General features: G+C 61.0%; 23 protein-coding genes. 4 read left to right on the forward strand and 19 right to left on the reverse strand.

Annotated features, from left to right (window positions below; genetic code table 11):
* Positions 1–86: 86 nt before the first annotated feature.
* From JAO85_RS06180 to JAO85_RS06195, 4 genes are all read right to left on the reverse strand, one after another.
* Entirely contained in the window at positions 87–1,202 is a 1,116-nt protein-coding gene (locus tag JAO85_RS06180; protein ID WP_202787701.1) for a TIGR03364 family FAD-dependent oxidoreductase, read from the reverse strand.
* 97 nt (positions 1,203–1,299) lie between these two features.
* The gene (locus JAO85_RS06185; protein WP_202787702.1) at positions 1,300–3,060 is read right to left on the reverse strand and encodes a putative 2-aminoethylphosphonate ABC transporter permease subunit; all 1,761 of its coding nucleotides are present in this window, start codon (positions 3,058–3,060) and stop codon (positions 1,300–1,302) included.
* 2 nt (positions 3,061–3,062) lie between these two features.
* Positions 3,063–4,139 carry an ABC transporter ATP-binding protein gene (locus JAO85_RS06190; RefSeq protein WP_202787703.1) on the reverse strand — a complete coding sequence of 359 codons (1,077 nt, stop codon included), beginning with the start codon at positions 4,137–4,139 and terminating at the stop codon, positions 3,063–3,065.
* A gap of 187 nt (positions 4,140–4,326) precedes the next feature.
* Positions 4,327–5,376 (reverse strand): putative 2-aminoethylphosphonate ABC transporter substrate-binding protein, encoded by a 1,050-nt coding sequence (locus JAO85_RS06195; protein ID WP_202787704.1) that lies wholly within the window; start codon positions 5,374–5,376, stop codon positions 4,327–4,329.
* A 323-nt stretch (positions 5,377–5,699) separates the two neighbouring features.
* Here JAO85_RS06195 and JAO85_RS06200 point away from each other — a divergent pair, with 323 nt between their 5' ends.
* Positions 5,700–6,566 carry a LysR substrate-binding domain-containing protein gene (locus JAO85_RS06200; protein ID WP_202787705.1) on the forward strand — a complete coding sequence of 289 codons (867 nt, stop codon included), beginning with the start codon at positions 5,700–5,702 and terminating at the stop codon, positions 6,564–6,566.
* On the opposite strand, the gene rfbC is transcribed toward JAO85_RS06200, so the two are convergent.
* The 5 genes from rfbC to JAO85_RS06225 form a co-directional block, all read right to left on the reverse strand.
* Positions 6,563–7,114 carry a dTDP-4-dehydrorhamnose 3,5-epimerase gene (rfbC, locus tag JAO85_RS06205; RefSeq protein WP_202787706.1) on the reverse strand — a complete coding sequence of 184 codons (552 nt, stop codon included), beginning with the start codon at positions 7,112–7,114 and terminating at the stop codon, positions 6,563–6,565. The two genes, JAO85_RS06200 and rfbC, sit on opposite strands and share 4 nt — an antisense overlap.
* Positions 7,111–7,998 (reverse strand): glucose-1-phosphate thymidylyltransferase RfbA, encoded by an 888-nt coding sequence (gene rfbA, locus JAO85_RS06210; protein ID WP_057093628.1) that lies wholly within the window; start codon positions 7,996–7,998, stop codon positions 7,111–7,113. The genes rfbC and rfbA overlap by 4 nt, the downstream gene beginning before the upstream one ends.
* A gap of 63 nt (positions 7,999–8,061) precedes the next feature.
* A complete protein-coding gene (gene rfbD / locus JAO85_RS06215; RefSeq protein WP_202787707.1) occupies positions 8,062–8,967 on the reverse strand; it encodes a dTDP-4-dehydrorhamnose reductase in 906 nt (301 codons plus the stop codon).
* A complete protein-coding gene (gene rfbB, locus JAO85_RS06220; protein ID WP_202787708.1) occupies positions 8,964–10,034 on the reverse strand; it encodes a dTDP-glucose 4,6-dehydratase in 1,071 nt (356 codons plus the stop codon). The genes rfbD and rfbB overlap by 4 nt, the downstream gene beginning before the upstream one ends.
* 69 nt (positions 10,035–10,103) lie before the next feature.
* The gene (locus JAO85_RS06225; RefSeq protein WP_202787709.1) at positions 10,104–10,877 is read right to left on the reverse strand and encodes a type III pantothenate kinase; all 774 of its coding nucleotides are present in this window, start codon (positions 10,875–10,877) and stop codon (positions 10,104–10,106) included.
* A gap of 170 nt (positions 10,878–11,047) precedes the next feature.
* On the opposite strand from JAO85_RS06225, the gene lysM reads away from it, so the two are divergent.
* Together lysM and galE are read left to right on the forward strand one after the other, a co-directional pair.
* Positions 11,048–11,518, forward strand: a complete 471-nt coding sequence (gene lysM / locus JAO85_RS06230) for a peptidoglycan-binding protein LysM (protein ID WP_034354587.1) — start codon at positions 11,048–11,050, stop codon at positions 11,516–11,518.
* Positions 11,519–11,597: 79 nt separating this feature from the next.
* On the forward strand, positions 11,598–12,620 hold the full coding sequence (galE, locus tag JAO85_RS06235) for a UDP-glucose 4-epimerase GalE (protein WP_202787710.1): 1,023 nt from the start codon (positions 11,598–11,600) through the stop codon (positions 12,618–12,620).
* A gap of 24 nt (positions 12,621–12,644) precedes the next feature.
* Here galE and JAO85_RS06240 read toward each other — a convergent pair whose 3' ends face one another.
* From JAO85_RS06240 to JAO85_RS06285, 10 genes are all read right to left on the reverse strand, one after another.
* Positions 12,645–13,061, reverse strand: a complete 417-nt coding sequence (locus JAO85_RS06240; RefSeq protein ID WP_003068022.1) for a rhodanese-like domain-containing protein — start codon at positions 13,059–13,061, stop codon at positions 12,645–12,647.
* A 26-nt stretch (positions 13,062–13,087) separates the two neighbouring features.
* A complete protein-coding gene (locus JAO85_RS06245; RefSeq protein ID WP_202787711.1) occupies positions 13,088–14,080 on the reverse strand; it encodes a M48 family metallopeptidase in 993 nt (330 codons plus the stop codon).
* Between the two features lie 13 nt (positions 14,081–14,093).
* Positions 14,094–14,834 (reverse strand): 1-acyl-sn-glycerol-3-phosphate acyltransferase, encoded by a 741-nt coding sequence (locus JAO85_RS06250; protein ID WP_003068020.1) that lies wholly within the window; start codon positions 14,832–14,834, stop codon positions 14,094–14,096.
* A 131-nt stretch (positions 14,835–14,965) separates the two neighbouring features.
* Complete coding sequence (locus JAO85_RS06255; protein WP_003068019.1) at positions 14,966–15,553, reverse strand: HAD-IIIA family hydrolase; 588 nt, start codon at positions 15,551–15,553, stop codon at positions 14,966–14,968.
* A 79-nt stretch (positions 15,554–15,632) separates the two neighbouring features.
* Positions 15,633–16,856, reverse strand: coding sequence for a beta-ketoacyl-ACP synthase I (gene fabB, locus JAO85_RS06260; RefSeq protein ID WP_003068018.1), 1,224 nt, complete (start codon positions 16,854–16,856; stop codon positions 15,633–15,635).
* The gene (fabA, locus tag JAO85_RS06265; RefSeq protein WP_003068017.1) at positions 16,853–17,377 is read right to left on the reverse strand and encodes a bifunctional 3-hydroxydecanoyl-ACP dehydratase/trans-2-decenoyl-ACP isomerase; all 525 of its coding nucleotides are present in this window, start codon (positions 17,375–17,377) and stop codon (positions 16,853–16,855) included. Before fabA ends, fabB begins: the two co-directional genes overlap by 4 nt.
* A gap of 202 nt (positions 17,378–17,579) precedes the next feature.
* Positions 17,580–19,241, reverse strand: a complete 1,662-nt coding sequence (lnt, locus tag JAO85_RS06270; RefSeq protein ID WP_202787712.1) for an apolipoprotein N-acyltransferase — start codon at positions 19,239–19,241, stop codon at positions 17,580–17,582.
* A 152-nt stretch (positions 19,242–19,393) separates the two neighbouring features.
* The gene (locus tag JAO85_RS06275) at positions 19,394–20,275 is read right to left on the reverse strand and encodes an HlyC/CorC family transporter (protein WP_003068015.1); all 882 of its coding nucleotides are present in this window, start codon (positions 20,273–20,275) and stop codon (positions 19,394–19,396) included.
* A 188-nt stretch (positions 20,276–20,463) separates the two neighbouring features.
* Positions 20,464–21,186 carry a GNAT family N-acetyltransferase gene (locus tag JAO85_RS06280; RefSeq protein WP_034354611.1) on the reverse strand — a complete coding sequence of 241 codons (723 nt, stop codon included), beginning with the start codon at positions 21,184–21,186 and terminating at the stop codon, positions 20,464–20,466.
* A 143-nt stretch (positions 21,187–21,329) separates the two neighbouring features.
* Positions 21,330–21,812, reverse strand: a complete 483-nt coding sequence (locus JAO85_RS06285; protein ID WP_034354614.1) for an Lrp/AsnC family transcriptional regulator — start codon at positions 21,810–21,812, stop codon at positions 21,330–21,332.
* Between the two features lie 219 nt (positions 21,813–22,031).
* Between JAO85_RS06285 and hppD the strand changes: the two genes are divergently transcribed.
* The gene (gene hppD / locus JAO85_RS06290; RefSeq protein ID WP_012839929.1) at positions 22,032–23,153 is read left to right on the forward strand and encodes a 4-hydroxyphenylpyruvate dioxygenase; all 1,122 of its coding nucleotides are present in this window, start codon (positions 22,032–22,034) and stop codon (positions 23,151–23,153) included.
* Positions 23,154–23,411 lie beyond the last annotated feature (258 nt).

Genomic DNA, 23,411 nt, shown 5'->3' on the forward strand with positions numbered 1-23,411 from the left:
TTTGCGCTTTATAGATATAGATTTTGATTTTGTTTTCTTGAAATTCGAGAACCTACAAGCGTCAGCAGCTATTCAATCCGTAGCAGCTACCAGGCCTTCCACACCTCTTCGGCCAGGCCAAACGCCGTGCTCGCACCCGAGCCGCTGGTCACTGCCACCACGCGTGTCGCTGCATCTGGCGCTTTGACAAAGCAAGGGGCTTCGGCACTGGAGGGATAGATGCCCGTCCAGCGCTCCACGACCTGGGCCTTGTCGATATGCAGCGCCTCGTGCATATGGCGCAGCATGAGCTGGTCGACGGCTTCGCTGGCAAAGGGCTGGGGCGCGTGGCCGTAGTGGTGCGAATCGCCGACCACCAGCGAACCGTCGGCGCTTTGCACGGTAATCAGGTGGATGCCGTGCTTCAGGCTTTGCGCCTCCTCGCGCTCCAGCTCGGCGCGCAATGCTGCGGCTTCGGGCAGCGCGCTATAGCCTTCGTAGCGCACCAGGCTCAGATCCCCCATGACCGATCCTTCGAGCTTGAAGCCTGTTTGCGGCTTGACACGCAGCATCTGCAACTGGCACAGCTGCACTTGGTTGTCAGTCCATTCGCCTGCAAACAGCCCGCCTGGATCGGCGTTGTTGCAGACCACCACGCGCTCTGCGTGGTACTTGCCACGCGAGGTGGTGACGCGCGGCGTTGCCACTTCCGTCACGCTTTCGCCAAAGCGGAAATCCACTCCCAGATCCTGCTGCAGCCACAGTGCCAATTGCGAGATGGCGGTGCGCGACTCCACACGCAGCTCGTGCGGGCTGTAGAGCACGGATTGCAGCCCTTCGGTGCGCAGCGCCGGATGACGCGCCGCAGCCTGGGCGGGCGTCAGCATCTCGCAGCCCGCGCCCATCTCGGTTTGCATGAATGCCTCAAGCACCGCTGCCGCAGCAGGGCGGCGCGCCGTCAGCCACAGGCCGGCATGCAGGACATCGATACCAGCCTTGGGCGCAATCTCGGCCCAGACATCGCGTGAGCGCATGGCGCGCCGCCAATGGGCGCCGGCGCGCTGGCCCGTGATGGTGACAAAGCCGAAGTTGCGAATCGAGGCGCCCAGGCAGGCAGCGTCGCGCTCTATCACCAGCACAGAGCGGCCGCGCGTTGCTGCGGCATAGGCATGGGCCAGGCCGACAATGCCGGCGCCGACGACGATCAGATCGTAGTTTTTCATAGCGTTACAGAAAAAGCAGACAAGCCAAGTCCCTGCCGCAGCGCCAAGGCGATGCAGCGACAGACGTTCGGAGAATCAAGTGATGTGGAGAAAGTCCTCAGCGCTGGCGCCAGTGCTGGGTACGCCGCTGCAGCCAGGCATCCAGCAGCGCAATCAGCAGGCGACCGGCGGCTGCGGTCGCAAAGATCAGCGTGGCCATGGCGGCGGCGGGAGCGATATCGCCCGCGTCATCCATGGCCAGCACGGCTACCGAGGCCAATGTGGTTTCGGGCGAGTACAAGAAGACCACGGCCGACACCGTGGTCATGGCATTCACGAAGAAGTAGCCCGCCACCTGCATCACCGCAGGCAGGCACACGGGCAGGTGCACGCGCCACAGCAGCGTCCAGAACGGCAGGCCCATGGAATCGGCCACGCGTTCGTATTCGGCATCCAGTTGCTGCAAGGCGGTGAGCTGGGTGATGTGCGCCACCGAGAAAAAATGCGCGACCGTGCACAGCACCAGAATGCCCATGGACCCGTACAGAAAGTGCAGCGGATTGCCGCCCGCATTGAAGAACAGGATATAGCCCAGACCCAGCGCCAGCCCGGGCACCGCCATGGGCAGCGTGGCCACCGCGTGCAGCCACTGGCGCGCGCGGCCCCAGCCCGTGGGCTTGGCCACCAGATACGCGCTCAGAAAGCTCAGCAGCGCGCCTGTCGCCGCCGTGGCCACGGCCATGGTCAGCGAGTTGGCGTAACTGGCCCAGCCGCCACCATCCATCAGGTCGAACTGGTAGTTCCTGAAGGTCAGCGTCAGGTTATAGGGCCAGAAGCTGACCAGGGATGCCAGCACGGCCACGCCCATCACCGCCAGCAGCGCCAAAGCCATCAGGCTGCAATACACCAGCAGCGCACGGTCGAGCGGCGCACAGGGCTGCGGCACCAGAGGCACGGCCCGCACGCTCATGGCAGCGGCCTGCCGGGCACGCAAATGGCGCTCGGCCGCAAAGGCCAGGCCCGCAGGCACCAGCAGCAGCATGGCCACCACGGCACCCATGGACAGGTTCTGCTGGCCAATCACCTGCTTGTAGATATCGGTGGCCAGCATCTGCGTGTTGCCGCCAATCACCTTGGGCACGCCAAAGTCGGTGACCACCAGAACGAACACCACAATCCAGGCAATCATCAGCCCATAGCGGCTGGCTGGCAGCGTGACCTGGCAGAAGCTGCGCCAGCGCCCCGCGCCCAGCGTGGCGGCGGCCTCATACAGGCGCGCATCGCCCGAGGCCAGCGTGGTGCACAGAATCATCAGCGCATGCGGAAACGTCCACAGCACCGAGCCGAGAATGATGCCAAACGGGCCGTAGGCCGTGCCGCCCAGCAGCCAGCTCTTGAGCAGACCCTGGGCGCCAAACAGATAGATCAGGCTGATGGCCATGAGCAGCGACGGCGCCAGCAGAGGCACCAGGGCGATGGCGCGAAAGAACTTGGCCAGCGGCATGCAGCTGCGCATCACGCCATAGGCATAGCCATAGGCCAGGGCCACACACAAGGTGCTGCTGAAGGCAGACAGCCACAGGCTGTTGAACAGCGACTGGCCTACGCCCGGCGTGCGTGCATAGGCGAGGTACTGGGCCAGGCCCGAGAACTTGCCATCGGCCGACACAAAGCTGTGGCCCAGCAGCGCCCCCACGGGCAGTGCAATGGCCACCAGCAGCGCGCCCAGCAGGCCCAGCACCGACAGGCCCAGCCACAGCTTTTCCCAATCGAAAAAACGCGTTTGCCGCGGCGCCACAGGGCCGGTGTCTTGCTGCCGACGTGATTCCGCTGCAGGCGCATAGCTCCCCACGGGCAGCGCAGAAGAAGAGGCATCCATGCTTATGCCGCCTTTCGCAAAATCTCTGGCGCTGCCAGCGACTGCAGCGCGGCAGCCGGCAACTCCAGCAACACCTCGCCCTGCAGCCAGTCGGGCAGACGCGCGTCATGGCGCAGCGGCCATTGCACATCGATCTGGCATTGCAGCGTGGGGCTGAACACGCGCACCAGGACCAGCGAACCCAGGAACGAGGTCTCGACCACCCGCGCGCGAAACAGATTGGGCAGTGCTGCGGGCTGGGCCGGGTGCAGCACCACGCTTTCGGGCCTCACACCTACCAGCAAGGCATCACCGACCTCAAAGCCGGCAGTGCTGCATTCAAGCCGCCCCTCGCCCACGCGCACCGCGTCGCCCGACTCGGCCACGGCGGGCAGCAAATTCATGCGGCCCACAAAACCGGCCACAAAGTGGCTGACCGGCTTGGCGTAGAGCTGCTCGGGCGAGCCCTGCTGCTCGATACGGCCCTGGTGCATCAGCACCACGCGGTCGGCCATGGAGAGCGCTTCTTCCTGATCGTGCGTGACCATCACGCAGGCAATGCCCAGCTGGCGCTGCAACTGGCGAATTTCGCTGCGCAGCTCGGTGCGCACCTGGGCATCGAGCGCGGACAGCGGCTCGTCCAGCAACAGCAGGCGCGGGCGCGGCGCCAGTGCGCGGGCCAGCGCAATGCGCTGCTGCTGGCCGCCCGACAATTGCGCCGGATAGCGCTGCGCCTGCGCACCCAGACCTACCAGAGCCAGCATCTCCTGCACCCGGGCCTGCACTTGCGCCGCAGGCTGGCCCCTGAGACCAAACGCCACATTCTGGGCCGCCGTCAGGTTAGGAAACAGTGCGTAGCTCTGGAACACCACGCCAAAGCCCCGGCGCGCGGCGGGCCAGCGCGTGATGTCCTCGCCCTGAAACAGAATGCGGCCCGCGTCGGCCTGCTCGATGCCGCACAGAATGCGCAGCAGCGTGGTCTTGCCGCAGCCCGAAGGGCCCAGCAGGCTGACGAACTCGCCGCCCTCCACCAACAGGCCAATGTCGCGCAGCACCGGGGTGTCTTTGTACTGCTTGGCGATATGTTCTATGCGCAGCATGTATCTCTTTCAACGTGCAAACAATCCGAAGGTCGTTCCGATCTGTATCGCTCGAAATGCCCACCGCTGCATGTGCAGACCCGTTTCGCCAGTGACAGCGAGCAAGGGCAGCCCCACAGCGAGGCTGTCGTCCCCCTCCGGCGCTCAGCGCCAGAGAGGGGGAAGGCGCGAAGCGCCTCAGGGGGTGTTATTTCTTCTCCGCCTTGGCTTCGTACCGACGCGACCATTCGGCCAAGATACGATCGCGGTTAGCCGCTGCCCAGTTGAAATCGTTCCTGGCCAGGCGCTTTTCCAGATCGGCCGGAATGAACTCGTGCTTTTCCTGGGCCTCGGGAAGGGCCAGCACGGCAAAGTTGGCGGCGTAGAGCTTGTTGGCGTCAGGCGTCACCGCCCAGTCGGCCAGGGCCTTGGCCGCGTCCTGCTTTTTGCTGGTCTTCAGAATGGCCGTGGCTTCCACATCCCAGCCCAGGCCTTCCCTGGGGAAGACGATGTCTATGGGCGCACCATCCTTCTTGGTCTTGTTGGCCCGGTATTCAAAGCTCAGGCCTACAGGGAACTCGCCCGCGCCGGCCTGGCGGCAGGGCTTGGAGCCGCTGTGCGTGTAGATGCCGATGTTCTGGTGCAGCGCATCCATATAGGCCCAGCCCTTGTCCTCGCCCATCATCTGCAGCCAGGCGGCCACCATCAGATAGCCCGTGCCGCTGGACGCCGGGTGGGGCATGGTGATCGAGCCCTTGAATTCGGGCCTGGTCAGGTCGGCCCAGCTGGCAGGCGTGGGCAGCTTGCGCTTTCCGCCCTCCACGGTGTTGAAACAGACGGCGGACGACCACAGATCCATGCCCACCCAGGTCGGCGTGGCTGCCGGATCGCGCATGGTGGAGCGCACCCTGGCCAGGTTTCTGGGCGCATAGGGCTGCAGCATGCCTTGCTTGTCCAGCAGCATCAGCGAAGTGGCGGCCACGCCCCAGATCACATCGGCCTGGGGATTGGCCTTTTCGGCCAGCAGACGGGCGGTGATGATGCCCGTGCTGTCGCGCACGAACCTCAGCTCGATGTCGGGATGGGCTTTTTCAAAAGCCGCTTTGTAGGCCTTGATCTGATCGGCCTCCAGGGCCGAATACACCAGCAGATCGGTCCTGGCGTGGGCCGCGGATGCCAGGCCCAGCAAGGCCGTGGCAACCGTGGAAAAGGCGATCAAGGTGAAGCGGCGAGTGGCGGGTGCAAAAGCGTGGCGCATGGATAACAGTCCCTTGGATTGATCGTTGCCGCCCGACCAACGCGGCCGTTTGCGACATGAGGGAACTGTAGAAATTCACTGTGAAACGCCTGTGTCACAGAACTGAAATCTGGCAAAGGCGTCATCAGCAAACTTTGTAGTCATCGCGCTGCTATTGATTCAAAAGCAACTTACGCCTTATCTGTCTCATATTTCTTTATAAAACCACCTAAAAGACATTGCTTATATGCGCAAGAAGCTATTGAAATCAAAGCTGCTCATCCGCATTACCGGCTGCTGCGTTCATGTTGAAATCCGGGCACCGCTTTCTTGAAGACCTTGTCATGTTTGCCACACAGCTCAAATCCTTTTTCTGGGTTGCCCGCCTCGGCAGCATCACCCAGGCAGCGCGCCAACTGGGGCTGAGCCAGCCCACGGTCACGGCGCAGATCAAGGCCTTGGAGGAGCAATATGAGGTCGAACTGTTCACGCGCCAGAGCGGAAGGCTGGCCATCACCGATGCGGGCCTGAAGCTGCTGCCGGAAATAGAGAAGCTGCTGCTGCAGTCGGCCCAGATCGAATCGGCGCTGCGCCAGTCGGGCCATGTCAACCAGGGCCAGCTGCGCATAGGTGCAACCGCCCCCTACTATGTTCTGGACATCGTCAAGCGCTATCAGCAGCAATATGCGCTGGTGGAGGTGAGCATCGTCAACGGCAATTCGCGCCAGATGATTCAGGCGCTGGCCGAGTACCAGGTGGATCTGGCAACCTCTTCGCATCTGGACACCGATCCGCGCCTGCTGCGCCTGGAGCTGGGGCGCGACCCGCTGGCCCTGGTCGTGCACCGGCAGCATGCGCTGGCCGGGCAGAAGTCCGTAGCCATCGAGGATCTGGCAAAGAACACGCTGATCCTGCGCGAGCGCGGCTCCATGACCCGGCAGCTGACCGAGCAGATGCTGGAAGCCGCCCAGGTCAGCCCGCAGCGGATCCTGGAAATTGCCAGCCGCGAGTCCATACGCGAAGCCGTGATCCGTCAGATGGGCATCAGCATTTTTGCGCGGCACGAAGCATCGGCCCACCCTGAACTCGTCGTTCTCGACCTGCAAGGCGAGGTTCCCAGTCTTCCCGAATACCTGTACTGCCTGCGCGAACGGCGCGATGCGCAGCTGATTCAGCCGTTTCTGCAGATGGCCGAATCAGACCAGACTTAATCGAACAGTTCGGCCTGCTTGAATGCAGGCTGATTCCGGTCCTTTTCGGACAAGGAAAACTCGATATCGAGCTGGGGCCAGGCAATAGCTATGTCGGGGTCATTCCAGAGCAGCCCCCGATCCGACTCGGGCGCATAATAGGCTGCGGCCTTGTATACAAGGTCCGCCGTATCGCTGAGCACCACAAAGCCATGGGCAAAGCCCGGCGGAATCCAGAGCTGTCGGTGATTCTCGGCACTCAGCTCCGCACCCACCCATTGCCCAAAAGTGGGCGAGCTGCGGCGGATATCCACGGCCACATCAAACACCGCACCGGAGATCACACGCACCAGCTTGCCCTGGGCATGGGGCGGCAGCTGGTAGTGCAGTCCACGCAGCACGCCCTTGCTGCTGCGGCTGTGGTTGTCCTGAATGAACTCGTAGTTCGTGCCCGTGGCCTGGTTGAAGAGGTCCTGGCGAAAGCTTTCCACGAAAAGCCCTCGCCCATCCCGATGAATCGTGGGTTTGAACAGCTTGATCTCAGGGATCGCAGTCGGAACGACCTTCATCGCACTCCAGCCTCCAGACATTGCATCAGATACCGTCCGTAGCCGTTCTTGAGCAACGGCCTTGCCAGTTCGGCGAGCTGAGCGGCGTCAATCCAGCCGGCACGAAATGCGATTTCTTCCGGGCACGCCACCTTCAACCCCTGACGCTGCTCGAGGGTGGCAATGAATTGACCTGCCTCCAGCAGACTGTCATGGGTGCCAGTGTCGAGCCAGGCATAGCCTCGCCCCATCAGCTTCACATTGAGCTGACCTCTTTCCAGATAAATACGATTGATGTCTGTGATTTCCAACTCGCCTCTGCCAGAGGGCTTGAGGGTCTTTGCAATCTCGACCACTTGCGAATCGTAGAAATACAGCCCCGTCACTGCGTAATTGGATTTTGGCTCGACCGGCTTTTCCTCTATCGAGAGCACCTGCCCTTGCTGGTCAAACTCCACCACCCCGTAGCGGCTGGGCTCCTGCACATGATAGGCAAACACCGTCGCTCCACCCTGGGTCTGATTGGCAACTTTGACCAAGGTCTGCAGATCATGGCCGTGGAAAATATTGTCTCCAAGCACCAGCGCGCAAGAGTTCCCTCCCAGAAAAGACTCGGCAATCAAAAAAGCCTGGGCCAGGCCATCCGGACTGGGCTGCACCTCATACTGAAGGTTCAGGCCCCACTGGCTGCCGTCGCCCAGCAGTTGCTGGAAGCGGGGCGTGTCCTGCGGGGTGCTGATGATCAGAATGTCCCGGATGCCCGCCAGCATCAGCGTGCTCAACGGGTAGTAGATCATGGGCTTGTCGTAGATGGGCAGCAGCTGTTTGCTGATGGCCAGGGTGGCGGGGTGCAGGCGGGTGCCGGAGCCGCCAGCCAGAATGATGCCTTTGCGCTGTGTCGTCATGATGAATCAATGGATGGCTTCCAACGCTTTACCGATAAGCGTTGGAAGCGAGTTATTTGAAAATTACAGAATTTCGCGCAGCATGCGCTCCACACCTTGCTGCCATGCGGGCAGATGCAGTTGCATGGCCGCTTGCAGCTTTTGCGTATCCAGGCGCGAGTTCAAGGGCCGCGCGGCCGGAGTCGGGAAGGCCGTGGTCGGCACGGCAGCAATGCTTTGCACCTTCCAGTCCAGATCCGGTCGCAGGCTTTGGGCGCGCTCGATCACATGGCTGGCATAGGCATGCCAGTTGGTTTCTCCTGCCGCAACCAGATGGTAGAGACCGCCATCGCCTTCATGAGCGCTCATATGGCGCACGGCATGGGCCGTGACATCGGCGATCAGATCGGCGCCGGTGGGCGCACCCCATTGATCGTTGATCACGCTGAGCGCTTCGCGCTCCTGCGCCAGGCGCAACATGGTCTTGGCAAAGTTGCCGCCACGCGCTGCATAGACCCAGCTGGTGCGAAAAATCAGATGACGGCAATGCGTGGCCGCAATCCGCTGCTCGCCCTCCAGCTTGGTGCGACCGTAGACCGATAGCGGCCCGGTTGCATCACCCTCCTTGCGTGCCGCACTGCCAAAGCCGTCGAAGACATAGTCGGTGCTGTAGTGCACCAGCAGGGCGCCCAGGCTTTTGGCCTCCAGCGCCATGACTTCGGGGGCTTCGGCATTCAGGCGCAAGGCCAGATCCGGCTCGCTCTCGGCCTTGTCCACTGCCGTATGCGCTGCGGCATTGACGATCACATCCGGGCGCACGCTGCGAATGGTCTGCGCCAGTGTCTGCAGATCGCCGATATCACCGCACAGGCCATTCCCATCCACATTCACGCTCTGGCGATCCAGCGCAATCACCTCTCCCAAAGGGGCGAGACTGCGCTGCAACTCCCAGCCGACCTGACCGTTCTTGCCCAGCAGCAGCAGCTTCATGCCGAAGCCTCGCCGGTGTACTGCTTTTGCACCCAGTCACGGTAGGCGCCCGACTGCACGTTGGCCACCCACTCGGGGTTGGCCAGATACCACTGCACGGTCTTGCGAATGCCGGTCTCGAAGGTCTCGGCCGGCTTCCAGCCCAGCTCGCGCTCGAGCTTGCGCGCATCGATCGCATAGCGGCGATCATGGCCGGGACGGTCGGTCACATAGGTGATCTGCTCGGCATAGGCCTTGCCATCGGCGCGCGGGCGCAGCTCGTCGAGCAAGCTGCACACGGTCTTGACGATATCGATATTAGCCTTCTCGTTCCAGCCGCCCACGTTATAGGTCTCGCCCAGTTGGCCGGCCTCCAGCACACGGCGGATGGCGCTGCAATGGTCGCGCACATACAGCCAGTCACGCACCTGCATGCCGTCGCCGTAGATGGGCAGCGGCTTGCCGGCCAGCGCATTGACAATGACCAGCGGGATCAGCTTTTCGGGGAAATGCAGCGGGCCGTAGTTGTTGCTGCAGTTGGTCGTCAGCACCGGCAGGCCGTAGGTGTGATGCCAGGCCCGTACCAGGTGGTCAGAAGCCGCCTTGCTGGCCGAGTACGGGCTGTTGGGCTCGTAATTGTGCTCTTCGGTAAATGCAGGATCGGTCGGCGCAAGCGTCCCATAGACCTCGTCGGTGGAGACATGCAAAAAGCGAAAACCGGACTTGGCCTCGCCTTCCAGGCCATTCCAATAGGCACGCACCGCCTCCAGCAGGCGGAAAGTGCCCACCACATTGGTCTGGATGAAATCCTCGGGGCCATGAATGGAGCGGTCCACATGCGACTCGGCCGCAAAGTTCACCACGGCGCGAGGCTGGTGCTGCGCCAGCAATTGCGCCAGCTGTGCACTGTCGCCGATATCGGCCTGCACAAACACATGACGGGCATCGCCCTTCAAGCTGGCCAGATTCCCCAGATTGCCCGCATAGGTCAGTTTGTCGATATTGACCACGGGCTCATTCACATGTGCCAGCCAATCGAGAACAAAGTTGGCGCCGATAAAGCCTGCACCGCCGGTTACGAAAATCATAGAGAGCTGCCTCTAAATTTCAGTGATAGCGATAGAAAAGCCCAACCCACGGCCATCAAGCCAGCACACTCAGCCCCAGCGCTTTTCAGCCATCACCAGCAGGCCATCAAAAATCAGGTTGTTGATCAGCTCAAAAGGCCTGGTCATGCTGGGAGACATTTTCCAGCCGGCACCGCCCGCCATGATGCACATCGGCTCTGCACCGCAGTGTTCTGCCAGATGCTGATACATGCGCTCCACCGCACCTGCGATGGCATAGGTGCCGCCGCTGGTCAGCGCATCGCTGGTGTTCTTGGGAAAGCATCTGACTTCACCGGTCGGCACGTGCAGGCCCGCAGTACCGCCTTCCAGGGCCCTGAGCATGATGCCATGCCCGGGAATGATCAGGCCGCCCAGAAATCGGCCTTGCGCATCCATGGCATCGACCGTCACTGCCGTGCCCACCATAACCGTGATCAAGGGCCGGGCCTCGCCCAATTGCAACATGTGGTGACGTGCACCAATCATGGCCACCCATCGGTCCGCACCCAGCCTGGAAGGATGGTCATAGCCATTGGTCACCCCTGCTTCTGCGATGGAGGGGACTACCCACTGAGGCTCGAGATTCCATCCCAGCATGAGCTCGATCTGCTCGTGCACCCTGCGCCTTGCCGTCTCACCGGCAACCACGCAGCCCAGCATGCGCTCGGGAGCTGGCAGCCCGGCCCAGGCACCTTCTGCCAGGCGCTCTATATGCTCCAGGAACTCCGCTCCATGGGCCAGCAAGGCAGCACCAGGGCGTTGATCTTCATACATGGCCCACTTCAAACGGGTGTTGCCAATGTCTATGGCCAAAAATGTCATGCGGCGGATTATCAGCACTTTTCTCTGTGACAGACAGCCGCTTGTCACATTCATTACAAGTGCGCAGGAAATTGTCAAAGAAAGCGCTCAGTCCATATCCTGCAAGAAATCATTTCGATTTACCGTTAAAGTGAAACGCTTTCTTCCACTACTTTTGAGGAGTCGAAACCATGGGTCTGTTCAGTTTCATCAAGGAAGCCGGAGAAAAACTGTTTGGCGGCAGCGACGCACATGCAGCCGCACCGGCCGAAGACTTGAATGCCAAGGCGGCTCAGGCGATCGCCAGCTATATCAACACCCAGAATCTGGGCGTATCCGATCTGCAGGTTCAATTCGATGCTTCTCAAGGCAAGGTAACAGTCAATGGCACGGCTCCCACTCAGGCTGTCAAGGAAAAAGTGACGCTGTGCTGCGGTAATGTGGCCAATGTCCAGTCCGTGGACAACCTGATGGCGGTCACCAACCCCGAGCCAGAAGCCCAGTACCACGATGTGGTACGCGGTGACACCCTGTCGGCCATCTCCAAGAAGTACTATGGTGATGCCAACAAGTACAACGTGATTTTTGAAGCCAACAAGCCCATGCTCAGCAACCCGGACAGGATCTATCCTGGCCAGAAACTGCGCATTCCGGCGCTCTGAATCAGGCTCTGTAAATACAGCCGCAAAAAGCGCTCGCATGAGCGCTTTTCTCATTTGACTCGAAGTTAGACTGCAGCTTATGAAAACTCTGCTCACAGGCGGTGCCGGCTATATCGGCAGCCATACAGCCATCGAACTGATCAGCCACGGTCATGAAGTCGTGATTTTCGACAACTTCAGCAACAGCCATCCTGAAGCAATCCGCCGCGTGGAGCAAATCACTGGACGCACTATTGCCGTGATCAATGGCGATGTCCGCGATCAAGCTGCGCTTGAGCAGGCCTTGCAGGAGCATGGCATTGACAGTGTCGTGCACTTTGCCGGCAAAAAAGCAGTGGGCGAGTCCGTTGCCCAGCCTGTGGACTACTACGACAACAACGTCAACGGCACCCTGGTGCTGCTGCGCGCCATGAAAAAGCACAATGTGCGCAATCTGGTGTTCAGTTCTTCGGCAACAGTCTATGGCTCGCCACAATATTTGCCTCTCAATGAGGTACACCCTACTTCGGTCACCAATCCCTACGGCCGCAGCAAACTGATGGTGGAAGAGATTCTGTCGGACCTCTACCACTCCGACTCCCAATGGTCGCTGGCCGTGCTGCGCTACTTCAATCCCATTGGTGCCCATGCCAGTGGCCTGATTGGTGAAGACCCTTCGGACATTCCCAACAACCTGCTGCCTTTTGTGGCGCAGGTCGCCGTGGGCCGTCGTGAAAAGCTGCAGATCTTTGGCGGCGACTACGACACCGTGGACGGCACCGGTGTGCGTGACTACATCCATGTTGTCGACCTGGCCCGAGGTCATGTCAAGGCACTCGAGAAGCTGGCCGGCCTGGCCAAGCCCGAGTTGCTGACCATCAACCTGGGCACAGGCAATGGCTACAGCGTGCTCGAAGTGCTGCATGCCTTCGAAAAAGCATGCGGCAAGACCCTTCCCTATACGATTACAGACCGCCGCCCCGGGGATGTGGCCAGTTGCTACGCAGACCCTGATCACGCCCTGAAAACCCTTGGCTGGCAAGCCGAGCATGATCTGGACACCATGTGCGCCGACACATGGCGCTGGCAAAGCCAGAACCCCAGCGGCTATCGCTCGGTCTAGAAGCTGCAGGCCAGGCCCTGCGCATTACTGATGCCAGGGCAGGCCGCGCTTGCGCCAGCCACCCAACTGGCCTCGTTGGCCGTTGGCGTCAACGTCGCCTTCGAAACCTTCAAGAATGTTGTAAGCCTCGATTCCCAGGCCCGCAGCACGCTGGGCAGCCGCAACAGAGCGCACACCGCTGCGGCATAGCAACACCACTTTCTTGCCCTCAGGTACCGCTGCTCGCAGTTCGGCGTCAAAGTTCTGGTTGGCTGCCATGCCGGGCCACTGCTTCCAGGCCACGGCAACAGCGCCTGGCACCTTGCCCACCCATTCGCGCTCGGCATCGGTGCGCACATCGACCAGAACCGCTTCACCAGCCTGCAGCCATTGCCAGGCCAGCTCCGCCGGCACATCGCCGGCATAGCCGGCAGCGGGTTGGATTTGGGTTGTATTGCTCATTTCATTCCTCGTCTCGATCATTGCCGCTATTCCCAAACGGGCAAGGGCCTGTCTCTCAATGCTCTGCGCAAGTGCTTCCAGTCGGGCAGCACCTGAGCCACCACGGCCCAGAACTGCGGGCTGTGATCCATATGATGCAGATGGGCGAGCTCATGCACCACCACATAGTCGATGATTTGCGGGCTGTGCTGCATCAACCGCCAGTTCAGACGAATGATCCCGCTGCTGTTGGCACTGCCCCAGCGCGTGCTGGCACTTGTCAGGCGCAGCGCATTCCAGCGCACACCCATGAGTGCGGCATAGTGCAGCATGCGAGCCGTGAAATAGCTGCGCGCCTCCCGCAGTATCCAGGCCTGAACGGCTGCGCGCACCTGGGCAGGCGGTGCCCCTGTCGGCAAGGACAGATGCAGGCTTTGCGAGCCATCGCCCCCCTGCTCTCTATGCGTCTGGCGGGTACGCAGCAGTTGTGACGTATCCCCGGTCAGCCACAAACTCATGGGCTGGCCCAGATAGTCCAGCACGCCTCCATCCTGCCAGAGAATGCGCGCTTCCCGCTTGATCTGCTGTCGCTGTCCGGCTTCCTGCAGCTTGCGCACAATCCAGCCGGCCTTGGTCTGCAGCGCTGATTCGATCTCGCGCATGGCCACCCATTGCGGAGCGGTGACTTCAAGCCCTTGCAGCCCTACGCTGAAGCCTATGCTGCGGCGCGCCGAACGGCGTAGCAGATAAGCCACCTCGCGCCCTTGCAAGCGGGCGCTGTGGCTGGCTTCCGGATGCACCAGAAGTGTGGGCTCTGCAGGCAGCTCATTCTCTTCAGGATCAATAGCACCCACAGAGATATTGACGGGCGCTACAAGCTGACTATTCTCAAATTCCAGCTCGGATTGATCCAAACGCTGTTCAATGGTTTCAGGGCCGCTGCGCCGGCGCTTGCGCGGCATCAACCCGCCCCGCCCATCCCCCACCACAGGCGGCACCAGCCATTGCCAAGCTTGCTGCAAGCTATCGCCTGTGGACATGGGCAGTTTTGCCTTATTTTCGGTAGGCCTCTGGGTCCAGGCGCTGCATTTCGGACTCGATCCATGCCTCGACCTCGACCATCAACTCGTCATGCTTGCGGCCCACCGAAGAAATGGGCTTGCCGATGGACACATCCACCACGCCAGGCTTTTTGATGAAGGCCTTGCGCGGCCAGCACTTGGCCGAGGTAACGGCAATCGGCACCACGGGTGCGCCCGTCATGATGGCCAGACGGGTAGCACCGGTCTTGTACTCTCCCACTTCGCCACGATTGACACGTGTGCCTTCGGGAAACATGATGACCCAGATGCCTTGATCGAGCAGGCGTTTGCCCTGCTCCACCACCTTGTGAAAGGCGCGCGAGCGCTGGGCTCGGTCGATGTGGATCATGTCCAGTGCACCGATGGACCAACCGAAGAATGGCACCTTCAGCAGCTCCTTCTTGAACACATAGGCCAGCGGGCGCGGCATGATGGCAGGCATGAGAAAGGTCTCGTAAGTGGACTGGTGCTTGACCAGCAGCACCACGCCCTGATTCGGGTCCGCAGGCAGGTTCTCCATGCCCTGCACCTGATACCGGACCCCCATGATCACGCGGGCGCTGTCCACCGAGAGCTTGAGCCAGGCGCGGGCAGCGCTGTATGCCTTGGCCGATGAGCCGCTGGTCCACTTGGCCAGCAGCACCGCGAAAGTGTAGGGAATGACGGTAATAGCCATCCACAACATGTGGAGGACGGAGCGAATCAGGGACATGACAGCAATCGAATGACGTGAGCACAGACCTGAAGTCTGGCCCATTGATTTGGCACGGTTATCAACAAGAAACATAGCAGCTTGCGCTGCTCTTTCAAGCAGTTGAGTCTATTTTGACCTGAAACCCGAGCTCAATGCGGGGCAGGCGCCGAATCCAGGGGTTGAGCATCCTCATCGCCTCCCAACGGCAACAGCATATTCACCACGGCCTCCAGATCCGGATAGCGCTCGCTACCTTCAGGCAGGTCGGCATCGCTGCTGCACTCGGGCCTGGCGGTGGACTCCACGAATACCAGATGGGCGCCCAGAGCCTTGCCCGCCTGCAAATGCTCGACGCCGCTGCCAATGGCCCAGATTTCATGGCCTTCCGCGCCGTAGCGATCGGCAATCTGCTCGAACAGCGCTACGCCGGGTTTACGGCACTGGCAGTCTTCATCGGGAGCGTGCGGACAAAAAAACACGGCCTCCACCCGCGCGCCGACGGCTGCCATCTCCCGGTGCATCTTGGCGTGCACGGCGTTGAGCTCGATCACATCGAACAGCCCGCGACCCAGCCCAGGTTGATTGGTGGCGACCACCACATGCCAGCCAGCACGGTTCAGGCGCGAAACCGCCTCCAGCGCACTGGGGACTGCAACCCACTCATCGGGCCGGCCAATGAAACCTTGAGCTCCCCATTGGTTCAGGGTGCCATCACGGTCAAGAATTGCGATCTTCATGGGGGAGACAGTAGTCGACGACAGAAAAAAGCCCGCTTACCTCAAGGCCAAGCGGGCTCGCGATCCAAGACTCCGGCGCTTACTGCCCTTCCCAGCGCTTGAGCACCAGGGAGGCATTGGTGCCGCCAAAGCCAAAGCTGTTGGACAGCACAGTCTTGAGTTCGGCATCGCGGGTCTGGGTGACCAGAGGCATATCGCCCAGCAGCGGATCGGGCGTCTCCACGTTCACGGACCCTGCGATGAAGCCCTTGTTCAGCATGATCAGGCAGTAAATAGCCTCCTGCACACCGGTCGCGCCCAGCGAGTGGCCGGTCAGCGACTTGGTGGACGAGAACGGAGGCACCTGGTCACCGAACAGCTCGCGCATGGCACGCACTTCCTGCATATCGCCCACAGGGGTCGATGTGCCGTGGGTGTTGATGTAGTCGATGGGCGCATCCACGGTTTCCATGGCCTGCTTCATGCAGGCGATGGCGCCGTCGCCCGAAGGAGCGACCATATCCTCACCGTCGCTGGTTGCGCCAAAGCCCACCACTTCGGCCAGGATGTTGGCACCGCGTGCCAGCGCATGGTCCAGGCTTTCCAGCACCACGGCACCGCCGCCGCCAGCGATCACGAAGCCGTCACGGTTGGCATCGTAGGCACGCGAAGCCTTCTCTGGCGTCTCGTTGTACTTGCTGGACATGGCTCCCATGCCGTCGAACAGCAGCGACATGCCCCAGGACAGCTCTTCGCCGCCGCCGGCAAACATCACATCCTGCATGCCCCAGGCGATCTGCTGGGCCGCAGCACCGATGCAGTGGGCCGAGGTGGAGCAGGCCGAGGTGATGGAGTAGTTGATGCCCTTGACCTTGAAGTTGGTTGCCAGGCAGGCCGACACCGTGGAGCTCATGCAGCGTGTGACCTGGTAAGGGCCGACGCGGCGGATGCCTTTTTCACGCAGCGTATCGGCTGCCTCGATCTGGTTGGCGGGCGATCCGCCGCCCGAGCCCATGATCAGACCGGTGCGCGGGCTGCTCACCTGCTCGGGCGTGAGGCCCGCTTGCTTGATCGCGTCTTCGAGGGCGATCTGCGAATAAGCCGCAGCATCGCCCATGAAGCGCAACTGCTTGCGGTCGATGCGCGCTTCGATATCGATCTCGGGAATGCCTGCCACCTGCGAGCGCATGCCCAGTTCCGTGAACTGGGGCATGGCCTTGATGCCGCTCTTGCCCTCGCGCAGCGAGGCCTCCACGGTTGCCAGGTCATTGCCGATGCACGAGACAATGCCCGCGCCGGTGATCACTACCCGCTTCTTGCTCATGCTGCCGTTCCCTTGGCATCACCTTCACGCAGGAACAGACCCACGCGCAGGTCATTGGCCACGTAAATTTCCTTGCCGTCGGCCAGCAGGCGTGCGTCGCCGATGGCCATGTTCAGCTTGCGCTTGATTACTCGCTTGATATCAATTTCATATGTCACGAGTTTGACATCGGGACCTACTTCACCTGTAAACTTGACTTCGCCTGCACCCAGGGCACGACCGCGACCCGGCAAACGCAGCCAGGTCAGGTAAAAGCCGATCAGTTGCCACATGGCGTCCAGGCCCAGGCAACCGGGCATGACGGGATCGCCCTGGAAGTGGCAATCAAAGAACCACAGGTCGGGCTTGACGTCCAGTTCCGCAACAATCTTGCCCAGACCGTGGGCACCGCCGTCCTCGGAGATATGTGTGATGCGATCGAACATCAGCATGGGAGGCAGGGGCAGACGTCCGCTATCGGCACCAAACAGCTTGCCTTCGCCGGACGCGATCAGTTGTTCGTAGGAAAAAGATTCAGCCATTCTCTCAATTGCTCCGCGGCAGCCTGTGCAAGCTACCTGTTACTCTGTATTTTGGGTGACGGGACCCGCGCCCGCTGCGCGCGCCCACTGCGGGCGGTACAACCAGGGATTATCAAGGCTCGCGCCCCTACCCGGGACACAATACCCGTTTTCAGGCCCAAGACTCTGCCACAAATGCCACAGCCGCTGATGCCGAGGTGGCTTATTCCGTGCGGGACACTACGCCTTCCTCGGTCTTTCTCAAGGAGATCCAGGCCAGCGCGCAGAACACGAGGCACAACAGAGTCAGAGGTAACAGACCCAGAGCATGCACCCAGCGCGCATAAGGCGTCAGCCCGTCGCGCCCCTGAACCCGGCCCTGCAGCACCGCACGCTCGAAAGGCGCCAGTGCTTTCACCACTTGCCCTTTGTGATCGATCACCACCGTGGCTCCGGTGTTCGTTGCGCGCAACATGGGGCGCTCGAACTCCAGCGCGCGCATGCGGCTGATGGACAGATGCTGATCGATGGCCACGGAGTCGCCAAACCAGCCGATATTACTCAGATTGACCAGCACCGTGGGAGCCGTCGCCGCATTGCCGAAATGGGCCGCAAGCTCTTCGCCGAACAGGTCTTCGTAGCAGATATTGGGCGACAGGCGCTCACCCGCCCAACTCATGGAAGGCTGGCCCAGTGCGCCGCGATTGAAGTCGCCCAGCGGAATATTCATGAGTTCGGTGAACCAGCGGAACATGGGCGGAATGAACTCACCAAACGGCACCAGATGGTGCTTGTCGTACTGATAGGCCTGGGTCTGCCCCGGCAGCCAGCCTTCGACCGTATTGGTGAAGCCCTTGTCCCAATTCCCCAGCGGAAGGCCCACCAGAGCCGCGCGGCTGGATTCCTTGGCGACAAAAGGTGCGCGCACAAAGTCCAGATAGCCTTCGGGAAGCTGCTGAGGCAGCAGTGGAATGGCTGTCTCGGGGGCCACGACCAACTGGGCCCTGGCGTCATGCAGTTGCTGGGCATACCAGCGCAGAGCCACCACCACGCCCGAACCCATTTCAAACTTTTCATCCTGCGGAATATTGCCCTGCAGCAGCTCCACGCTCATGCCGGGCTGCTGACCAGATGCTTCAATGGCGGCATCACGCGACCACCACAGCCCGCCCCAGACCAGGCCCAGGGCCACCGCAGATGCCAGGGCCGGCCTGAATTTCAGCAACGCCGACCTGGTCTGCATGCGCCAGACCAGCAGCGCCAGCCAGGCTGCAGCCCAGGCCGCCACAAACCCCGTGCCGTAGACGCCAATCCAGCGCGGCAGCACGGCCAGCGGGCCTTCCACATGGGCATAGCCGCCTGCGCCCCAGGGAAAACCGGTCCAGAGCCAGCCACGCGCCAGCTCGGCCAGCGTCCAGAGTGCAGCAAAGACCATCGCTGACAATGCATCCGGCGCCTTTGCCAAACGCTTGAAGCACCATGCAGCCACGGCGTAATAGCCCCCCAGAAAGCCCGCCAGCGCCAACACGGCTGCCACCGCCAATGGCGCCGCCAATCCGCCATAGGTGTGCATGGAGATGAAGAGCCACCAGAAGGTGGCCGCCAGCCAGGCCGTGCCGAACAGCCAGGCCCGGCCTGCCGCCTGAGCGGCGGTACGGGCAGCCAGCAGCGCATGAACCAGCACCGCCAGCGACAGAATCTGCAGCCACCACAGCGGACGGCCATAGCCTCCGGCCAAGCTCAGCCAGCCGTCGCCCTGGCCGCGAGCCCAGGGCCAGGCCAGAGAGAAGGCCTGCAGCCCGCCTGCAATCAGCATCAAAAGCCAGCTCATCCAGCCTTTGGGCCTGGCAGCAGCGGTCTGAACGGTAGAGGCAGTGGTGGTCATAGGAATCAGCAGGCACTAACAAAACACCCAACCGGGCGGTTGGGTGAATTCAAGCATACGAGGTATCGCCAAGATTTGTGCAAACCAAGAGGCACAAGCAGTATTTCCACCGGCATCACACCAGGCCTGACCCGGATTTGCGCAGGTCGCGATCAGTTGCGAACCAAGCTGTCTGGCGAAGGATCGCGCACCACCTTGAACCAGCGCACCGCGCCGCCCTTGGTGTGGAGCACGGTGAACTCCAGCCCGCCCAGATGAATCTGCTCGCCACGCTTGGGCACATGGCCGATTTCATGGGCAATCAATCCACCAATGGTATCGAACTCGGCATCGGGGTCGCTGGCATGCAGCGAAGTCTCGAACTCCTCGCTCACATGCTCGATGCTGGCATCGCCCGCCACGCGGTAGCTGTTGTCGGCCAGAGCAAAGATATCGCCCTCGTCCTCGGGGATGTCAAACTCGTCCTCGATCTCGCCGACGATTTCTTCCAGCACATCTTCAATCGTCACCAGGCCGGCCACACGGCCGAACTCGTCGATGACAACGGCCAGATGATTGCGATTGGCGCGGAACTCACGCAGCAGGTCGTTCAGGCCCTTGCTCTCGGGCACAAAGACGGCCGGGCGCACCAGAGCACGAATATTCAGGGTGGGAGAGCGCTGCAGCTTGAGCAAATCCTTGGCCATGAGAATGCCAATGATGTTCTCGCGCTCGCCCTGGTAGACCGGAAAGCGCGAATGCGCCGTGGTCAGAACCTGGTGCAGAATTTCTTCATACGGAGCATCGATATTGATGAGATCCATGCGTGGCGCGGCCACCATGACTTCTCCGGCGCTCATGTCGGCCATGCGAATCACGCGCTCCAGCATGACACGCGACTCGGTGCCGATGACCTGGTTGTCTTCGGCTTCGGCCAGGGTTTCGATCAGTTCATCGGGAGACTCCGGTGCCGGATGGATGAACTCAGCCACCTTTTGCAGGAAGCTTCGCTTGTCTTCCTTCTCGGGAAGTCGCGCAGGATGGGGGTCAGACACTGTCTTGGAGTGCAGGACGTGCGGTAGTCGAACAAGTCCCCAAGAATAACGGATTGTGTTGACAGACGGCTTGCTAGCTCACAAAAGCCATGAACGGCTGTCACCGAGCGCACTCAGTCAAAGCTATTTTGATATCTGCTTGCGCTTGTCTTTATTGGGCTGCAGCCTTGCCGGCTTCACAAGACGATTTACTCGCCTGATTTATGGCGGCCTTCCTGCACGCCCTTGCGCACTTCCTGCACGCCGGCCAGGAAAGCCCAGAAATTGACGGCCTGCTTCTTGAGCTGGTAGTCCATCTCGCCCAGGTGCTCCGTCACCAGCTCGCTGACATGGGTCTCGAAGTCGGCAGGCGGCAACTCCAGATAGGCTTCGGACTCCGAACCTTCTCGCTTGACCGTGGCACCCGCGTTGCGCGCAATCTTGAGCATGGCCGTGTTCTCGGACAGCGCATGGATGAACATCATGCTCACGTTCTTGCTGCGCGCATGCAGCACTGCACGTGCAAACAGACGTGCCCCCAGCCCCTTGCCGCGTGCACTCTTGAGCACGGAGACCCCGAATTCCGCGCATTTCTCATGCTCGGGGTGGCCGGCAAAGGCCAGATGCGCCATGGAGATCAATTCCAGGCGGCGGTTGAAGATGCCGAAGATATCGTCGCGCTCGAAATCGAGCTGCTCGACATAGCGGCGCACCTGCTCGTCGTTGGCCGCATAGCCAAAGCGCAGATAGCGATCACGCGCATCCAGCTTGAGCAGATGCTTGATGATGCGGTCGCGATGGCGCGGGCTCAGCGAACGGATGGGGACCAAGGACGGCGAGCGACGCTCGGCGCCATGGGACTTGCCCATGTCTCGCAGCCAGCCTGAGCCGGCCTGCCAGGGCGATGTCAACCAGTCTTTGGGGAGGTTCATAGCCTGAAATATAGGTAAAAACCCGATGTTTCACAAGCCGCATATTGCATTGCAACAATCCTGTAAGGATTTTCCGCTAATTCAACACCTTAGCTTCTGTTTCCGGCTAGGTCATGGTCCATATGAAGGACCTCTACGAAGGCTTAGAGCGGCACGGCCGTCGTGACCTTGACCCGGTCCATGACAAAGCTGGTTTTGCAATCCTGAACACTGGGGTGTTTGAGCAGCGTGTCCATGATGAAACGACTGTAATGCTGCATGTCCGCCACCACCACCCGCAGCAGATAGTCCATCTCGCCAGTGAGGGAGACGCACTCCACCACCTCGGGCCAGGTCTGCACGCTGGCGCGGAACACATCCATGGGATTGCGCTTGCTGGTTTCGGTGTATTTTTCCAGACGCACATTGATATAGGCGGTCAGCCCCAGGCCCACGGTCTCGGGCTGCACCAAGGCCACATAGCGGTCGATGACACCGTTTTCCTCCAGCCGCTTGACACGGCGCAGCACGGCGCTGGGCGACAGGCCGACCTGCTCCCCGATGACGTCATAAGTTTCTCGGCCATTGGCCTGCAATCGGCGCAAAATTGCCTTATCCAGTTTGTCGATGGTGTGCATGGAACTCATGGCGGCAGATTATAAAAAAAGCGCAGTTTTTATTAATGGTTAACCCTTGATAACCATTTAAATTGCATGAAATCAATTTTTTATGCAATTTTCATGCATTGATCTGTTTGCAGCCAAGGCATTTTTGCATGAAGCTTGTCCACGCCCTGTCCTACAGTGCATCCATCGTCGACACCTGTTCTTCATGTGTTGCGCCCCTACCCGATGGAGACCTCTGCCATGAACGCCCCACTGACTCAAAGCAACGCCAGCCAGTTCCAGACCTGGGACAACCCCATGGGCACGGACGGCTTCGAGTTCGTCGAATACGCGGCCCCCGATCCCGTGGCCATGGGTCAGCTGTTCGAGCGCATGGGCTTTCAGGCCATCGCCAAGCACCGCCGCAAGAACGTGACCCTGTATCGCCAGGGCGAGATCAACTTCATCATCAATGCCGAGCCCGACAGCTTTGCCCAGCGCTTCGCGCGTCTGCACGGCCCCAGCGTCTGCGCCATCGCCATCCGCGTCAACGACGCCAAGTACGCCTATGAGCGCGCCACCTCGCTGGGTGCCTGGGGCTATGCCCAGCAGGCCGCCCCCGGCGAACTGAGCATTCCCGCCATCAAGGGCATTGGCGACTCGCTAATCTATTTCATCGACAAATGGCGCGGCAAGAATGGTGCCAAGGACGGTGACCTGGGCAATATCAGCTTCTTCGACGTGGACTTCGAGCCTCTGCCCGGTGCCGATCTGCACCCCGAGGGTCTGGGCCTGACCTATATCGACCATCTGACCAACAACGTCTACCGCGGCCGCATGGCCGAGCTGGCCGAGTTCTACGAGCGCATCTTCAACTTCCGCGAGATCCGCTACTTCGACATCGAAGGTCAGGCCACAGGCGTCAAGAGCAAGGCCATGACCAGCCCCTGCGGCAAGATCCGCATTCCCATCAACGAGGAAGGCAACGACAAGGCCGGCCAGATTCAGGAATATCTGGACATGTACCACGGCGAAGGCATACAGCACATCGCGCTGGGCTCGACCAATCTCTACGACACCGTGGACGGTCTGCAGATGAACGGCATCAAGCTGCTGAACACCAGCGAGACCTATTACGAGCTGCTGCCCAAGCGCATCCCGGACCTGCAGGAACCCATTCCCGAGCTGCTGGCGCGCAACATCCTGGTGGACGGCCAGCCGGGCGAGCTGCTGCTGCAGATCTTCAGCGAAAACCAGCTGGGCCCCATCTTCTTCGAGTTCATCCAGCGCAAGGGCAATAGCGGCTTTGGCGAGGGCAATTTCAAGGCCTTGTTCGAGACCATGGAACTCGACCAGATGCGCCGCGGCGTGCTCAAGACCTGAGCCAGATCAACGGAGTCTGCCATGCGCCACCTCGGCCTGCACCCGCCTCGTCTGCTCGCTTGCAGCATGGCCGGCGTGGACTCCGTCGCTACGCAATACATCAAAAAGATACCAATGGTTACCACTCCATCAAACGGACCATGTGGCGACCGATTTCCGTCCCTATACTTCCCGCCATGCTGCACTGCCGCATCCACGCCTGACGTGAGTCGGCGCAGCCAGCTTCAACGCCCGGAAGGATCCAGTGTCGCGCCCCCA

The organism is Comamonas sp. NyZ500, from assembly GCF_016772095.1.
GTDB classification, from domain to species: Bacteria; Pseudomonadota; Gammaproteobacteria; order Burkholderiales; family Burkholderiaceae_C; genus Comamonas; species Comamonas thiooxydans.

Excerpts from the sequence above, each read along its gene's own strand:
- rfbC (WP_202787706.1), bottom strand. The coding sequence starts at position 7,114 with ATGAAGGTCGTTCCGACTGCGATCCCTGAGATCAAGCTGTTCAAACCC.
- galE (WP_202787710.1), top strand. The coding sequence starts at position 11,598 with ATGAAAACTCTGCTCACAGGCGGTGCCGGCTATATCGGCAGCCATACA.
- JAO85_RS06185 (WP_202787702.1), bottom strand. The coding sequence starts at position 3,060 with ATGGATGCCTCTTCTTCTGCGCTGCCCGTGGGGAGCTATGCGCCTGCA.
- lnt (WP_202787712.1), bottom strand. The coding sequence starts at position 19,241 with ATGACCACCACTGCCTCTACCGTTCAGACCGCTGCTGCCAGGCCCAAA.
- JAO85_RS06240 (WP_003068022.1), bottom strand. The coding sequence starts at position 13,061 with ATGAGCAATACAACCCAAATCCAACCCGCTGCCGGCTATGCCGGCGAT.
- hppD (WP_012839929.1), top strand. The coding sequence starts at position 22,032 with ATGAACGCCCCACTGACTCAAAGCAACGCCAGCCAGTTCCAGACCTGG.
- JAO85_RS06280 (WP_034354611.1), bottom strand. The coding sequence starts at position 21,186 with ATGAACCTCCCCAAAGACTGGTTGACATCGCCCTGGCAGGCCGGCTCA.
- rfbA (WP_057093628.1), bottom strand. The coding sequence starts at position 7,998 with ATGACGACACAGCGCAAAGGCATCATTCTGGCTGGCGGCTCCGGCACC.
- JAO85_RS06255 (WP_003068019.1), bottom strand. The coding sequence starts at position 15,553 with ATGAAGATCGCAATTCTTGACCGTGATGGCACCCTGAACCAATGGGGA.
- JAO85_RS06245 (WP_202787711.1), bottom strand. The coding sequence starts at position 14,080 with ATGTCCACAGGCGATAGCTTGCAGCAAGCTTGGCAATGGCTGGTGCCG.
- lysM (WP_034354587.1), top strand. The coding sequence starts at position 11,048 with ATGGGTCTGTTCAGTTTCATCAAGGAAGCCGGAGAAAAACTGTTTGGC.
- fabB (WP_003068018.1), bottom strand. The coding sequence starts at position 16,856 with ATGAGCAAGAAGCGGGTAGTGATCACCGGCGCGGGCATTGTCTCGTGC.
- rfbD (WP_202787707.1), bottom strand. The coding sequence starts at position 8,967 with ATGAAGCTGCTGCTGCTGGGCAAGAACGGTCAGGTCGGCTGGGAGTTG.
- JAO85_RS06190 (WP_202787703.1), bottom strand. The coding sequence starts at position 4,139 with ATGCTGCGCATAGAACATATCGCCAAGCAGTACAAAGACACCCCGGTG.
- JAO85_RS06200 (WP_202787705.1), top strand. The coding sequence starts at position 5,700 with ATGTTTGCCACACAGCTCAAATCCTTTTTCTGGGTTGCCCGCCTCGGC.
- rfbB (WP_202787708.1), bottom strand. The coding sequence starts at position 10,034 with ATGATTTTCGTAACCGGCGGTGCAGGCTTTATCGGCGCCAACTTTGTT.
- JAO85_RS06250 (WP_003068020.1), bottom strand. The coding sequence starts at position 14,834 with ATGTCCCTGATTCGCTCCGTCCTCCACATGTTGTGGATGGCTATTACC.
- JAO85_RS06225 (WP_202787709.1), bottom strand. The coding sequence starts at position 10,877 with ATGACATTTTTGGCCATAGACATTGGCAACACCCGTTTGAAGTGGGCC.
- JAO85_RS06195 (WP_202787704.1), bottom strand. The coding sequence starts at position 5,376 with ATGCGCCACGCTTTTGCACCCGCCACTCGCCGCTTCACCTTGATCGCC.
- fabA (WP_003068017.1), bottom strand. The coding sequence starts at position 17,377 with ATGGCTGAATCTTTTTCCTACGAACAACTGATCGCGTCCGGCGAAGGC.
- JAO85_RS06180 (WP_202787701.1), bottom strand. The coding sequence starts at position 1,202 with ATGAAAAACTACGATCTGATCGTCGTCGGCGCCGGCATTGTCGGCCTG.
- JAO85_RS06285 (WP_034354614.1), bottom strand. The coding sequence starts at position 21,812 with ATGAGTTCCATGCACACCATCGACAAACTGGATAAGGCAATTTTGCGC.